Raw genomic sequence first — 15624 nt, 5'->3', positions numbered from 1 at the left:
GAGGGAATACATGCAAATTGCGCATGCCAGGACAATGGTTTCGCAGGAAATGCCAGATCATGAATAGCGATAAACGAACAACGGCTGATCGGCAGCGGCTGGCAGGATGTATCCTGACTCCGGGTGGATGGATTCGTGGAGAAATCGAATTTACTTCCAAAATTTGGCGCGTGGATGGAACCAGCGCAGATTATCCGCACGTTGATGACGCCATTATCCTGCCCGGTTTTATTGATCTGCACGTACACGGCGGAGGTGGAGCCGACGTCATGAGTGGCGGTGACGCGATCGACACAATTGCGAGAACCCATGCGCGGAATGGAACCACCGCAATCCTTGCAACGACCGTGACAGCAGCCCGGTCGGAACTGGAAGTCGCCATTGCACCGGTTGGCCACGCTGTAACGAACCGCAGTCCAGGTTGCGCCAGGGTTCTCGGCGTTCACCTTGAGGGTCCCTACATCAATAGCAGGAAACTCGGAGCACAGCCGGACTTCGCACGCAGTGCCAACATGGATGAGCTGCAAGCGCTTAACGAAATAGCGCGGATTCGGATTGTGACGCTGGCACCCGAAATGGTGGGGCATCTTGAGTTCGTCCGTGGCCTGAAGCACCTGGGGATTGTGGTCCAATGCGGCCATACGTCAGGGAGTTATGAACACGGCGTTGCAGCGCTTTCGGCAGGTGCAAAAGGATTCACCCATCTGTTCAATGCGATGAGCCCGTTTCAACACCGTGAGCCGGGAATGGTTGGTGCAGCACTTGCGCATGCTGACTATGCGGAGATCATTCCAGACCTGATACATGTTCACCCCGGCGCGATTCGAGCGGCCCTGCGTTCGATTCCCTATTTGTACTGCGTTACGGACTCGACAGCCGCGTCTGGCATGCCTGATGGCGAATATCGACTGGGAACACACAGAGTCACGAAGTGCATGGGCGGAGTCCGGTTGTCCGATGGAACGCTGGCGGGAAGCACTTTAACCATGGACCAGGCGCTAAGAAACCTGGTGAAAATCGGCCTGGATGTGGCAGATGCAGCACGCCGCCTTTCCACTTACCCAGCGAACCATATCGGCCTCGCCGATCGAGGCAGACTGGAGCGAGGAGTATGGGCCGATCTGGTTGTGCTGACGCCAGATCTGCAGGTCAAAGCCGTTTATGTCGAAGGAGAATCAATTGTACTCACTGATGCGTGAAGAGGCCTGCTCGGCGGCCGAACGGGTCGCAACTCATCTCAAGGAGAACGAGGGGCGCTACAGCCAGATCGGGGCAATGTTGCGCCGCCAGCAAGCAGCGGGCGCCGTGACGATTGCGCGTGGAAGTTCAGATCATGCCGCGAGCTATTTGTCCTACCTGAGTGCAGTCCGCGCGGGGCATCTCGTGACGTCGTTGCCGATGTCTTTGTTCACTTTGTACGATGCTCCCATTTCGGCGAGGGGGTTGCTCGCAGTCGCAATTTCGCAATCAGGTCGCAGCCCCGATTTAACGGCCCCGATCAGGGCCTTCAGAAATGATGGTGCGCAAACGGTCGCGCTCGTCAATGACACGCTTTCGCCATTGGCCGAGGCGTCCGAGTGGGTGATTCCGCTCTACGCGGGATCGGAGCGCAGCGTAGCTGCAACCAAGAGCTTCATTTGCAGTCTGGTCGCGAGCGCTAAATTGGTCGCCGCCTGGTGCGATGATCAACGTTTGGCGAATGAAATCCAGTCGCTGCCGGATGTCTTGCATGACGCCTGTCGACAGGATTGGAGTCTGGCCATCGATGTCCTCAAGCCAGCGGAAAGGATCATGGTCATCGGGCGGGGCACCGGCCTCTCCATTGCGCAGGAAGCGGCGCTCAAATTCAAGGAGACGTGCGGGATTCAGGCGGAAGCGTTCAGTGCAGCCGAAGTGAAGCATGGTCCGATGGCTTTGGTGGACGATGGCTATCCGATGCTCGTCTTTGCGCCGCGCGGCCCGGCCCAGGCATCGCTACTCGCTCTCGCCGAGGAAATGCGGACAAGAGGCGCCCATGTACTGCTCGCGGCTCCGGACGATGTTCGTGGACGGGACCTCACGCTGACATCAACGGCAACGCCTGACCTGGACCCTATCTCTGCAATTCAAAGTTTTTATCTGATGGTCGAGTCCGTCGCACGGGCGCGAGGCTATGATCCCGACAAGCCACGGCATTTGAACAAGGTGACTTCAACACTCTGACAGCCAAGTGCGAAAAAATTCGCAGGCATTCACGATGATGAACTACATCATGAATCACTTGATATCGCAAAATCGCGGGCCGCCTTAGACGGCTGCACAGTGATTACGCAGTTCACCGGATTTCCGATACGCGTCGGAATGAGAGGGAGATTTTTGCCCGAAAAATTGGCTTTGCCGCGCACGCTATCCCGGCTTGGGATCGGCGGGGGGACGACTACGTCAATTTTATAACAGGACCACTTTGAAGAGAAGGGAGAAAACGAAACAGCGATTTGTTTGTTCAACGCCTGTGCGGCAATAGGTGCCGCCACCAGTCTGTAAGAAGAGGACCACTAGCACTTCAACACGCAGCTAGTTTAGCTGCAAATCTTTTAACCTGGGAGGAGATGTAATGAACCGTTACAATTTGAAATCCATGCCGGCCGCATTGGCCCTTGCATTCGTTTGCTGCGCAGCCAGCGCCCAATCTTCGGTAACCGTGTTCGGTAGCGTGAATGCCGGCCTGGTCGCCAGCAACTTTGAGCTTACCGGCCAGACGCCGATTCTCGGCACCAACACGGCACTCATCAACAAGTTCCAGATGGTCGATAACTCTTCCCTGTGGGGCGTTAGAGGGAAAGAGGACCTGGGTGGCGGCCTCTACGCGGGCTTCAACCTTGAAGGCGGCCTCAATATCCAGAATGGTACGGGCGGCCAGGATTTCAAAACCCAGGGAAGAATTTTCGGGAGAAACTCTGAAATCAAGTTCGGCGGCAGCTTCGGCGAATTCTATGGCGGCTATGTTCTGTCTCCGGCGGGTCTGCAATTGCTTCTCGCCGCCGACCCGTGGTATTGGGACGGCAATCAGGCTGGCATGGGCTGGGTGATTCAGCAAGCCAACTACACGCAAACGAACTACCTCCGTACGCCTGGCACGATCGGTTATCGTTCTCCGGATTTGAACGGCATCACATTCCAATTGGCCTACGCGCCGTCTGATCGCGCCAATGTTTATGGCACCAGCAAAGATGTCGGTGGTGCTGTCACTTATCGCAATGGACCGCTCACGGTCGGGCTCGGTTTTGACCGCAGTCACGGCCTGAGCAATGACGTTCCGGTAGACAAACTGTGGGATATCGTCGGTAGCTACGACTTTGGCGTTGTCAAGCCGGCCTTCTCTTATACCCGGACTACCGTCAACAACGTGGATTACACCTCCTACGTGCTTGCGGCGACCGCTCCTGTTGGCAGTGCTGGCCTTGTCAAGGCGGCGTATGGCCATCTGGATGACTGCTTGTGCTCGACTACGAAGTCTGCGTACAAGCGCGTCTCGCTCGGATATCAGCACAACCTGAGCAAGCGCACCAACGTGTACACCAACATCAGCCAGTCAAAGGCTGATGGATTGTCGGCAGTTAATACCCTGGAGTTCGGCATGGGGCACAGCTTCTGAAGCACTCTATAGCGTAGTAATTGATTGCTGCAAACAACCGTGTCTTCCGTCACCAACCGTAACCGAAGACACGGTCAAGCGTGCAAAAAGCTGGGCGGTAGCTAGCGATCGAGATGCGTTATCGCCAGACGTCATGTGCAGTGCCGAGGTTCGCACCTCGATGGATTCGAGAGGTCAATCATGAAGATGAACGCAATTCAGATTGGAACGCGACTCACGGCGTCCTTTGCCGCAACCCTGGCCTTGACATCGGTAATGGGTGTGTTTGCGATTTCGCAGCTTACGGAAGTCCGGCGGGCCGCAAGTGACGTTACGGACAAGTGGATGGCAGCCGCACGGTATACCGCGGAAATGAATACCGATTCTTCAAATTTCCGAATCGCAGAGGTGCAGCACATTCTTTCGACGGAACCGGACGAGAAGGCAAAGTATGAAAAGGAAATGGCCGCCATTTCCGCTCTGCTCGACAAGAATGCCGACGGCTACGAGAAGCTCATTACTTCGTCTGAGGAAAAGAAGTTTTGGGACGAATACAAGCGCGAGAGACGCCGTTACCTCGACGAGCATGCGCGTGTGCTGAGGCTTTCACGCGCAAATGAGGCGGAAGACGCCAGAAATCTCCTGCGCTACAACTCGCAGCAGAAATACGACCGTGCGGCGGCGGCCTTGCGCCGTATCGTGGATTACAACATCCAGGGAGGTCAGGATGCCGGCGCTTACGGCACCAGGACCTTCGTTTCGGCACGGACATGGATCATTGCGGCCATGCTTGGTGCCATTGCACTGGGAGCGACACTTGCAGTTGCGATTACCCGAAGCATTTTGAAACCCTTGCGGACCGCCGTCGAAGTCGCGGAGGCGACGGCCAAGGGAGATCTCACTACGCGATTCAATACTTCCGGGCGAGACGAAGCTGCACAACTTCTTCGAGCACTGTCGCAAATGAACGACGGACTGTCTCATCTGGTTGTGGAAGTTCGAAATGGAAGCGACCTCATTGCAAAGAGCAGCAAGGAGATTGCAGCCGGCAACGCAGATTTGTCGCATCGCACTGAGGAGCAAGCAGCCAACTTGCAGCAGATAGTGTTTGCAATGGGCAGGCTGAGTGAAAGCGTTGGCGAAAACGCCGACACGGCGCAGCAGGCGAAGAAACTGTCTGCGGAAACAAGCGAGGCCGCGGCATTGGGGGATGCTGTGATGGAACATGTCGTCATCACGATGCGGCAAATTACGGATGCGAGCAGCAAGATCGGCGATATTACCGGGCTGATCGATAGCATCGCCTTCCAGACCAATATCCTCGCACTGAATGCGGCGGTGGAAGCAGCTCGGGCAGGTGAACAAGGGCGCGGATTCGGTGTCGTCGCCAGCGAGGTGCGTAGTCTTGCCCAGCGCAGCGCCCAAGCAGCCAAGGAAATCAAGGAGCTGATTGTCGATAGCAATGAGAAGGTCGACACTGGCGCACGGCAGGTGATCAATGCCAGACAGTCCATGGCAGATATTGCGGGCCAGGTCCGGCGTGTAAGCGAGCTCATCGCAACGATTAGTGAAGCATCAGCCAGGCAAGCGTCGAGCATCGCCGCGGTGAGCAGTGCCATCACATTACTTGACGGTTCGACACAGCAAAACTCTGCGCTTGTGGAGCAATCCGCAGCGGCATCTGAAAGCCTTGCCCAGCAGGGGCAGCATTTGGTCAACGCTGTCGCCGCGTTCAGGATACGGGAACCGGCCGCCGGCATGGCAACCCACAAGAAAGATCCGCCCGAGTTCGAAGTGATGCGCGAGCCGGTACAGAGAATCCGTCAAGTGAAGCGGCTCGCTCATTAGGCTGCAACGCAGAAGCGGGCCGACGAGGAAAGTGCGCATGCCGTGCGCGCACCCACCAATTTCCAGGAATTAGGGTCACCGCAGCTACTGCTCGCGGGGACGGGGAGACATCGATTGATTACAGTCATTTCACGTGTGCTGTTGGCCATACTTGCGCTATCTGCGAACCTATCCTTCGCCGAGGCTACTGTTACGTTGAAAATAGAGAGCTGGCGATACGATGACCTACCGGTATGGCGGGACAGACTCATTCCCGCTTTCGAAAGGAAACACCCGGGGATCAGGATCAAGTTCGATCCAACAGCGCCCGAGCAGTATGACAATGCGGTCGCTACAAGACTCAAGAATGGAACTGCCGGCGACCTCATTACCTGTCGTGCATTTGACAAATCGCTTCAGCTCTATCAAACGGGGCATTTGCTGGCGGTAAATGATTTGGAGGGAATGGCGAACTTCAGTCCGCTGGCAAAGGTTGCATGGTCAACGGACGACGGGAAGACGACATTCTGTGTCCCGATGGCGGCTGTCATTCACGGGTTCATCTACAACGCGGACGCATTCAGGAAGCTCGGACTGACTGCGCCGGCTACTGTGCATCAGTTTTTCTCTGTTCTGAACAAGCTCAAGTCTGATGGCACATACATTCCCTTGGCCATGGGGACGAAAGACGGTTGGGAAACCGTAACGATGGGATACCAGAATATCGGTCCTACCTACTACATGGGGGAGGCCGGTCGAAAGGCGCTGATTTCAGGTGTTGAGAAGCTGACCGATCCCCAATGGGTGGCGCCGTTTCGAGCCCTGCAAAAATGGAGGCAATTTCTGGGAGAGGGATTTGAAGCGCAAACCTACCCCGATAGCCAGAACCTGTTCACACTCGGCGCCGCAGCGATTTATCCTGCCGGCTCCTGGGAAATTGCCGATTTCGAGAAGGCTCCATTCAAGCTTGGTGCGTTTCCTCCGCCGGTTCAAAGTGCCGGTGATACCTGCTATATCAGTGATCATCCTGACATTGCGCTTGGCATCAACCCAAAATCGCCGCATGTCAAGCAAGCAAAGGTCTTTCTTGAATGGGTTGCGTCCAGCGAGTTTGCCACGCTCTACTCAAACGCGCTGCCGGGATTTTTCAGCCTCAACAAAGAGCGAATCGAACTCAGCAGCCCCTTGGCAAGAGAGTTCGCGAGCTGGCGGAGCAAATGCGAGCCCACAATTCGACCCACCTACCAGATCTTATCCCGTGGAACTCCAAATCTTGAAGACGAGTTCTGGGTCGTCACTGCCGGCGTAATTAATGGAACTCTGACTCCTGAAGCCGCAGCCGAAAGGCTACAGAGTGGCTTGATGCGGTGGTACGAACCGCAAAAGAAACACGGGCCGCGCCGTGACCGAGGAACCAATTAAAGTCGATCCGAGGACGCGGATTCCCAATCGATGCAAATAATCCATGCAAACAAGCTAAGCAACCGTGTAGGGAGTAAGTGATGAAGCGACGTCAAATCTTGCGTGCGGCATACGGTATGGCGGCATACGGTGTGCTGCCGGCCGCGATTGCCTCGACACAGACGAAGACCAACGGGAATATCGTGCTTGGACAGTCTGCGGCGTTGACCGGGCCCGCAGGCGAGTTGGGAGTGCAGTTCAGAGATGGTGCGCTCTGCCATTTTGAAAGCATCAATGCACGTGGCGGAATCGGCGGCAGAAAAATTGAACTGCGAACGCTGGATGACGGATACGATCCGGAACGATGCGCCGCAAACACACGCCGCCTGATTGACGAAGGTGTATTCGCCTTGTTCGGGTATGTCGGAACCGCAACGAGCATGGCGGCGTTGCGCTATGCGAATGAATCACAGAAGCTGTTTTTTGCGCCATTTTCTGGCTCGGAAGCATTACGCATTCCGTTCAGTCCGTACGTTTTTCACATTCGCGCGTCATATGTCGATGAGACGACGGCAATTGTCAATCATTTAACGACGGTGGGAATCAAGCGGATTGCGGTTTTCTATCAGAATGACAGCGAGGGGAAAGCTGGGCTTCTTGGTGTGGGACGCGCTCTCAAGCTCAGGTATTTGTCGCCGACTGGTATTGGTAAAGTGGAGCGAAACTCGGATGATGTCGAGGCCGCTGTTCGATCAATATTGGCGAGCAAACCTGACGCCATCGTGCAAATCGCAGCGTATCACTCGTGCGCGGCATTCATTCGGGCTGCGCGAAAGGCCGGGTATCAGGGAATGTTCTGCGACATTTCTTCCGTAGGCACACAATCTCTCATTCGAGAACTGCCGGAAGCATCGCGCGGTGTAATGGTCAGCCAGGTAATGCCCTATCCATTTGCGGCGACAACCCCCATCGCAAAGGAATACCTCGCGACGGGTAAGGCTGTCTTGAAGGAAAAATTCGAACCGAGTTACAGCAGCATCGAGGGATACGTCGCAGCCAGAACAATCGTTGAGGCGATGCGAAAAGCGCCCGAAAATCTCTCGCAAGCGGGTGTAATTGCTGCCCTTGAGTCTCTTGCCGATTTTGATCTCGGAGGCTTCAACGTAAGCTTCGGGCCGAAAAGACACTCAGCGTCAAGAATGGTAGACCTGACCCTACTCACGTCGGACGGAAAAATAAGGCACTGATTCCGGCGCCATCGATTCAGTCTCTTTGCAAGGAGATTCCATGCGTGCAAAGTCTGCCCGAACAAGTATTGTCGACTCATATCGTGCCGGCCTGTTTCTTGGGGAGGCCTTAAGCGAGATCAGGCCGGAAATTGTATTTCTGTTCGCTACTGTCCAGTATGACGATATGGGGCAGTTCATGGATGGACTGTACGATGGCCTCGACGATCACGGAACGCGCGTGATCGGGGCGACAGGTGACGGCATCTACGAGTGGCAAGGCGCGAGCGAGGTCGGGGCTGCCGCACTCGGAATCGCCAGCGATGGAAAGCTTGAATGGTATGTTGAAAGCGGACATGGAGTCGCGGGTGACCCAGAACGCGCCGTGCACAGTGCATTGTTCAAATTGGAGCTGGCACTGGACGGTCGAAAGCCCGCCTTTTACTACATCGTATCGGATTCCCTCGCGGACGGAAGCAGCATCGAATCGGTCATCCGAGATGAAATCAACGTTCCGGTCATTGGTGGGATGGCAGGGCACGACAACAGCAATCTGGCGCGCGGCTATCAGTTCAGGGACCGTAAAGTCATGCGCGATTCGGTTGTGCTGTTGGCCGTTGCGGGCGAGATTCCATTTGAAGTGTATGCCTTCAATTCCTTTGTTCCGACTGGTGAGAACGGTGTGATTAATGAAGCTGGCGGGAAAATTGTTCATCGAATTGCGGGCGTTGACGCAGTAAGTTTCATTGAAAACGCGATGGGAAAGCCGATAATGCCGGCGGACCAGGGCATTGCATTGATGACTACTGTTCCGCAGTATCCTGGTGAGAAGCGGCTCCGGGCCTTCGAGCAGGATTACCTCTCCGACGGCGCGTTGATGCTTCGGGGCAGCATCGCCGCCGGCGAAACAGTTCAGGTCTGCGTCACGCGGCCCGATGACATGAGGCTGGAGATGCAGTCGCTGGCAGCGTGCCTCAGTGAATGTCGATTTGAACCTCTCGCCGCCCTCGTTGTGAGCTGCGCGGGGCGGAAGTGGCTCGCTGGCGGGAACATAGAACTTGAACTAGAAGAGCTCACGTGCGCTTTGAAGAGACCGATTCCGTTGGCGGGGTTCCCCGGTTTCGGAGAGTTCTCCCCACTCTGTCACCACGGCCAACTCACTCGCAATCTATTCCACAACATGACCTTCGTATTGCTGTTGCTTGGCAAATAGGCGATGCGATTATTATCCACAATCGAGCCCGCGCCGGATGGCTTTAGCCTCGCAGTTCCGAGCAAACGACTTTTGCTTAACGGTCCGATTGTTATCTTGGCTCGAAGCCTGGACGAGGTGCTGGTCTCTCTGGGAGACTCTGCAGATGACTTCGCCGGCATTGTCGTCACGCCGGGAGAATGCGTTCAGATCGCACAGTTCTCATCCCTCGCATGGCGACTTTCTGTGCCGGAAAAGGATCTGCGTCTGATTCCATCGTTCGCAACATGCTGGTTCGCAGCGATATCTGCCGCAGACACATCAACGCAACAGGCAGTGGCAGCAGAATTCAAGGCTCAACGCCTGGGCCGAGAGCTGGAGATGACGCGCCGCGATTACAACCGGCTGACCTTGCGATTGAGCGATCAAATTCACGAACTTCGTGCAGCAAGAGATGCTCTGCACGCGTTGAATGATCAACTTGAACTTCGAGTAAAGCAGCGTACAGGCGAACTTGCCGAGGCAAATGCTCTGCTTTCCCGCACCATAGGCGAGTTGAAAACCGCGCAGAATGAACTTGTTCGGAAGGAGCAGCTTGCCGGCCTTGGCGCTCTGGTGGCAGGAGTTGCACACGAACTCAATACACCTATCGGAAATGCGTTGACGGTAGCAACGACGCTTGCCCATGAAGCCGATAGTCTGAAGAGCCAGTATACAGCAGGCGGCTTGAAACGCAGTACGCTGGAAGATTATCTCGATACGGCATGCGACATCGCGCAAATTCTCGAACGCAATCTTGTTCGTGCAGCCGATATCGTTGGCCATTTCAAACAACTCTCTGTCGACAGGGTGAATGAGAGTCGTCGCAAATTCTTATTGAAGGATGTCATTTCAGACACGCTGTTGGCAATGGCCCCGACGCTACGGCGTACTCCCTACGCGGTGGTCGTCGAGCAGACTGAGCCAATAGAAATGCACAGCCATCCTGGGGCGATAAGCCAGATACTTACCAACCTCATCAGCAACGCCCTTGTTCATGCTTTTGAAGGGCGAACTGCGGGAGCAATCAAGATACATGTCGCAGCGAGAGGCAGGGAGCACGTCATCTTGTCGCTCGCCGATGATGGAATCGGCATACCGGTCGACAAACGCAATCATGTCTTCGACCCGTTTTTTACAACGAAGTTGGGGCAGGGGGGCTCGGGGCTTGGTTTGTATATCGTGTACACGCAAGTCTATAAGCTGCTTGGCGGGCATCTCGAACTGAGTAGCGAGGAGGGGAAAGGCACCACCTTTTTTCTGGATTTGCCGCGCTTCGCACCCCTTCCTTGCAATGATGGCGAGCGTGGAATCGGCGTGCTGCAAGAATCGTATTAGTTTCCGCGCGGCCAGCACCACATATTATGAAGGCGTCTGCGATACTGATTTCATACAAGGAAAGAAGTGGGTGGAGGGAAACAAAATGTACTGCCCGAACGTCATGAACATCGGATGAAGACAAACCGAAACAGCTTGTCTCCTAGGGTGAAGGCAACGCGGCATGACGCCGACTTGCAGAGCCTTTTGGTCCTGGGTGCGACGCACCCAGGATTTTTTCAATCAGATCCGTTGGGCTCAATTTTGTTGATGCACCGCCTGCCCGGGAAAATACCTAAACACGTTAGAGTCACTCCATGAGCAACGCCTCGAAGTCCTTGTCTGGACTTTCTCTCGACATGATCATCTTCGGCGGTGCCGGTGACTTGGCTGTACGCAAGCTGCTGCCTGCACTTTATATGGCCCATTTGCACGGCAATCTTCCGCGCGATACACGCATTATTGGGCTTGGCCGTCATGAATTCAGCCGCTCCGATTATCTCGCCTTCGTCGAAATTCAGTCGCGTCCGTTCGTATCCCCTGATAACTTTGGCGCCGACGCCTGGTCCGGCTTTCTAGAGCTGCTCGATTACATCTGCATCGATGTCATGAAAGACCGCGATTTCTCGGCGCTTGCAGATAGAACCCGCAAGGAAGCTGAACGCGTGTTCTATCTCGCAACGGCGCCATCGTTGTTTACGACCATTTGCAACAAGATAGCTGCATCCGGCTTGGTTGACCGCAATAGTCGGGTGGTTCTCGAAAAGCCCTTGGGACGTGATTTATCCTCGGCAACAGAAATCAATGATGCCGTTGGTGTGCATTTCAAGGAAGAGCAGATCTACCGCATTGACCACTATCTGGGCAAGGAGACAGTGCAGAACCTGATGGTTTTACGCTTTGGGAATTCGATTCTCGAACCGATCTGGCGCGCGCCGAATATTTCAAGTGTTCAGATCACCGTGGCGGAGACGGTGGGTGTCGGTAGTCGCGCCGGCTTCTACGATAGCGCTGGCGCGATGCGCGACATGGTGCAGAACCATTTGCTCCAACTCCTATGCATCATCGCAATGGAGCCTCCTGTCTCATTGTCGCCCAATGGTGTGCGCGACGAGAAGTTGAAGGTGCTCCGTTCCTTGCGTCGCATGACCGTGGCTGACATCGCCCGCGACACTGTACGCGGCCGGTACATACGAGGGGCGGTTGGGAGCGAAGCAGTAAAGGGATACCTCGAGGAGGAAGAGGTGCCGCAGGATAGCACCACCGAGACATTCGTTGCCTTGCGCGCGTATGTCGACACATGGCGCTGGGCGAAGATTCCATTCTTCCTTCGCACTGGAAAACGAATGCCGAAGCGATCGTCGCGGATTGTAGTCGAATTCACCAACCCGCCGTTTTCCATCTTTCCCGATGCATCCCATGGTGTCGCAAACCGCCTCGTGATCGAATTGCAGCCGGAAGAGGCTATCCGCTTGCAGATCATGGCGAAACAACCGGGTAGCGGCATGAGCATGCGCCCGGTCACGCTAAACCTCGACCTGCAATCCGCTTTTCCTCAACGAAGGGCAGAGGCATATGAGCGCCTGTTGATCGATGTTATTCGTGGCCGACTTACGCATTTCATGCGCCGCGACGAACTTGAGGCGGCGTGGGAATGGGTAGAGCCGATTATCGACGGCTGGGCGAGGCTTGGCGAGAATCCGCATTCATATGCTGCGGGAAGCTGGGGACCGAGTGCGGCCTCCGCCTTGCTCGCACGCGACGGTTTCGTATGGCATGAATAATCAGACTCCGATCTGTTTTTGCACCTCTTCTTCGAGGCACGGTATTACGGGGTAGCAGTAATCACTTAATTTTTTTGCACCTTGATCTTGAAACGTTTCGGCCAGATATGCAACTCCTTGACCTCGGCAACGACAATCGCCTGCAATACGATATTCGGCAACTAGGCCGGATACTAGACGAGACGATTCGTGAACAAGAAGGTGACGATGTCTACCATCTGATTGAAAACGTCCGCCAAGCGGCAATCCGATTCCAGCGTGACGAAAACCAGGCGGCGCACCGAGAGCTGAAAGAAATCGTGTGTTCATTGTCGCCTGGGGAAGCAGCGCATGTATTGCGTGCGTTCAGCTACTTTTTACTCCTTGCCAATATGGCGGAAGACCAGCATCAACTCCGTTGTGAACGGGCTGATCGCATCGTCGGCTCGGCGCCTAAGGCAGGGAGTCTGTCGCATGCAGTGACTGGCGTACTTGAATCTGGTGCGCAGCCGTCTGATCTGTGGGAATTTTTCAGGCACGCGTTGGTAAGCCCCGTGCTCACAGCCCATCCAACCGAGATACAGCGCAAAAGCATTCTCAACTGCCGTATGGCGATCGCGCAGTTACTCAACGAGCGCGACCGCGTCCAGCAGACGCCGGAAGAGTCGTCGGAGAACGAGGGCGCATTGCGTCGTGCAATTCTCACTCTTTGGCAAACGCATATGCTGCGCAGGGCAAAGCTATCGGTCATCGATGAAGTTGAAAATGGACTGGCTTATTACGACTACACGATGCTGCGTGAAGTGCCGCGTCTGTATGCGCACCTGGAGGACCTGTTAGCGCCGCGCTTGGCTTCGCCCAAGCTAGCTGCCCTTCCCAGCTTCCTGACAATTGGCAGTTGGATCGGCGGCGACCGAGACGGCAACCCCTTTGTGACCGCGGAAGTCCTGGAGCAGACCTTGAAGATGCAATGCGAAAGGGCATTGAGCTTCTACCTGGATGAAGTGCATATTCTTGCTTCGCAGTTGTCGATCGCTAAAGCCGAAGGGGAATGTTCGGAAGAGCTTCTGGAAATGGCGAATCGATCCCCCGATACATCGCCTCACCGTGCTGGCGAACCATACCGCCGCGCGATGGCGGGAATACATGCGCGATTGTTTGCTACTTTTCATGCCATGACCGGCGGACGGCCGACGCGCCATTCTGCGGCAGAAGCCCGACGGTATGACAATGCAGCCGAGTTAATGCACGATTTGGACGTCGTGCACCATTCGCTAACGATCAACGGATCCGCCATTCTTGCTCGCGGACGCTTGCGGTACTTGCGGCGCGCGGTAGATGTATTCGGATTCTGTCTTTCGTCTGTCGACTTGCGTCAGAATGCCGATGTGCACGAGCGCGTCGTAGCGGAATTGCTGCGCACGTCCGGCGTCCATGTTGATTATCTATCTCTCGACGAGTCGGACCGTGTCGCGCTGCTGCTCGGGGAGCTTGCCTCATCTCGACCACTCGTTTCGCCGCATCTGCTGTATTCCGACGAATGCGCGTCTGAGCTCGCGGTCTTTCATGCGGCGCGATACGCCCACGTCCGGTACGGAGCGGGTGCGATCAAAAACTACATCATCTCCAAGGCTGCGTCGGTATCGGATATCCTCGAAGTTGCGACCCTGCTCAAGGAGGCAGGTTTGTATCGTCCGGCCGAGCGCAAGCTTGATATCAACGTCGTCCCCTTGTTTGAAACCATTGAAGACTTGCGCAGGGGCGCATCTGTCATGGACGCACTATTTGCGATACCCGAGTACAAGCAGTTCCTGCGATCCCGTGGGGAAATCCAGGAAGTCATGCTCGGTTACTCGGATAGTAACAAGGATGGCGGGTTCCTGACCTCGAACTGGGAGCTATATAAGGCGGAGTCCGAATTCGTTCGTGTTTTCGCCAAGCATCAGATACGGTTACGTCTGTTCCATGGTCGTGGCGGGTCGGTGGGGCGCGGCGGCGGCTCGAGCTACGATGCTATCCTCGCGCAACCCGCGGGGTCCGTGCAAGGACAGTTTCGCCTGACCGAACAGGGTGAAGTGATTACAGCCAAGTATGCCAATCCGGAAGTGGGAAGGCGCAACCTCGAGGTACTGATCGCAGCCACGCTCGAAGCGAGTTTCCAAGCGGGCAGCGCGCCGGCGCCGGAGTTCCTGGCGGCTCTCGAACGCATGTCCGAAGTCGCATTTCGCGCATATCGCGGCCTAGTTTATGAAACAGATGGATTTGAGAGCTATTTCTGGGAGTCCACTGTCATATCGGAAATCGCGAGTCTTAATATCGGCAGCCGCCCGGCATCACGCAAGAAGACGACAGCAATAGAAGATTTGCGTGCCATTCCCTGGGTGCTTAGTTGGTCGCAATGCCGCGTCATGCTTCCCGGGTGGTTCGGTTTTGGGTCGTCCGTGCGCGTCTACCTCTCGGAAGAGTCCGAGAAGGGCCGGGCGCTGCTGCAGCGGATGTACAGGGAGTGGCCATTCTTCCGGACGCTGCTCTCGAACATGGATATGGCGCTTGCGAAAGCAGATATGGCGATCGCCGGCAGTTATGCATCGCTGGTCTCAAACGAGGCCTTGCGCAAGACGATTTACGCACGCATTAAGCACGAATATGACTTGACTGTCACGGCATTGGCGTTAATTACCGAACAGACGGATCCGGAGCATTCCTCTCGTTTTGTGAATTATGCCGTCCGCAGTCGCCTGCCCTACATCGATCCGCTTAACCTTGTGCAGGTCGAACTGCTCCGGCGCTTCCGCGATGGTCAGACGGATGACAGCGTTCGGACCGGCATCCATCTCTCCATCAACGGTGTTGCCGCCGGACTGCGCAACACCGGTTGAGTGCTTGTCACGGCCCCGATGCGATGATGGCAAGCTGCCTGGATGCCTGCCCTTATCCTTACTTCGCAATTGTCGGTTTTTTAATAAATTGTTTTCTTTCAGTTTTGGATAAAAGAAGTGTTGCGTTGCGCCGAAGGCTTTGCTATAGTTCGGCTCCCGTCGCGAAACGCGAACAAGAAAACTCTGCAAATTGAGGGTTTTTCCGAGTCGAGACAGGGGCTACCGTTCAACACGGTTCGCTTTCAAACACAGCGCTTTGAAAGTGATGTGCAGCCTGCAGAGGTTGTGCGGGCGGAACGAGTTCTTTAAAAAGTAACAGCCGATAAGTGTGGGCGCTTGGTGGAAGGTGCGGCGGCGAGGAATCGCT

At 55.5% G+C, this 15624-nt stretch carries 10 protein-coding genes; all 10 read left to right on the top strand.

The features are described from left to right. The first annotated feature begins 59 nt into the window (after window positions 1–59). The 10 genes from nagA to ppc all read left to right on the top strand — a co-directional run bounded on the left by nagA (window position 60) and on the right by ppc (window position 15257). Window positions 60–1199, top strand: coding sequence for an N-acetylglucosamine-6-phosphate deacetylase (nagA, locus tag E6W33_RS09450; protein ID WP_136416859.1), 1140 nt, complete (start codon window positions 60–62; stop codon window positions 1197–1199). Then, the gene (locus E6W33_RS09445; protein WP_247869598.1) at window positions 1180–2202 is read left to right on the top strand and encodes an SIS domain-containing protein; all 1023 of its coding nucleotides are present in this window, start codon (window positions 1180–1182) and stop codon (window positions 2200–2202) included. Before nagA ends, E6W33_RS09445 begins: the two co-directional genes overlap by 20 nt. A 391-nt stretch (window positions 2203–2593) precedes the next feature. Next, window positions 2594–3634: a porin gene (locus E6W33_RS09440; protein ID WP_136416857.1), complete on the top strand. Its 1041-nt coding sequence runs from the start codon at window positions 2594–2596 to the stop codon at window positions 3632–3634. 180 nt (window positions 3635–3814) lie between these two features. Beyond that, window positions 3815–5461 carry a methyl-accepting chemotaxis protein gene (locus tag E6W33_RS09435; protein ID WP_136416855.1) on the top strand — a complete coding sequence of 549 codons (1647 nt, stop codon included), beginning with the start codon at window positions 3815–3817 and terminating at the stop codon, window positions 5459–5461. Between the two features lie 114 nt (window positions 5462–5575). Further along, window positions 5576–6862, top strand: coding sequence for an ABC transporter substrate-binding protein (locus E6W33_RS09430; RefSeq protein ID WP_136416853.1), 1287 nt, complete (start codon window positions 5576–5578; stop codon window positions 6860–6862). A gap of 80 nt (window positions 6863–6942) precedes the next feature. Next, window positions 6943–8088, top strand: a complete 1146-nt coding sequence (locus tag E6W33_RS09425) for an ABC transporter substrate-binding protein (protein ID WP_136416851.1) — start codon at window positions 6943–6945, stop codon at window positions 8086–8088. A 40-nt stretch (window positions 8089–8128) separates the two neighbouring features. Next, the gene (locus E6W33_RS09420; RefSeq protein WP_136416849.1) at window positions 8129–9280 is read left to right on the top strand and encodes an FIST N-terminal domain-containing protein; all 1152 of its coding nucleotides are present in this window, start codon (window positions 8129–8131) and stop codon (window positions 9278–9280) included. A gap of 3 nt (window positions 9281–9283) precedes the next feature. Then, a complete protein-coding gene (locus tag E6W33_RS09415) occupies window positions 9284–10636 on the top strand; it encodes an ATP-binding protein (protein ID WP_136416847.1) in 1353 nt (450 codons plus the stop codon). A 296-nt stretch (window positions 10637–10932) separates the two neighbouring features. Continuing rightward, window positions 10933–12399 carry a glucose-6-phosphate dehydrogenase gene (zwf, locus tag E6W33_RS09410; protein WP_136416845.1) on the top strand — a complete coding sequence of 489 codons (1467 nt, stop codon included), beginning with the start codon at window positions 10933–10935 and terminating at the stop codon, window positions 12397–12399. Window positions 12400–12506: 107 nt separating this feature from the next. Further along, window positions 12507–15257, top strand: a complete 2751-nt coding sequence (ppc, locus tag E6W33_RS09405) for a phosphoenolpyruvate carboxylase (protein ID WP_136416842.1) — start codon at window positions 12507–12509, stop codon at window positions 15255–15257. Window positions 15258–15624 lie beyond the last annotated feature (367 nt).

The sequence above is a fragment of the Herbaspirillum sp. ST 5-3 genome (genome assembly GCF_004804275.1).
Classification (GTDB): domain Bacteria; phylum Pseudomonadota; class Gammaproteobacteria; order Burkholderiales; family Burkholderiaceae_D; genus Noviherbaspirillum.
Note: the sequence above shows the minus strand (reverse complement) of the source record. Positions and strands in the feature narration are given on the sequence as shown.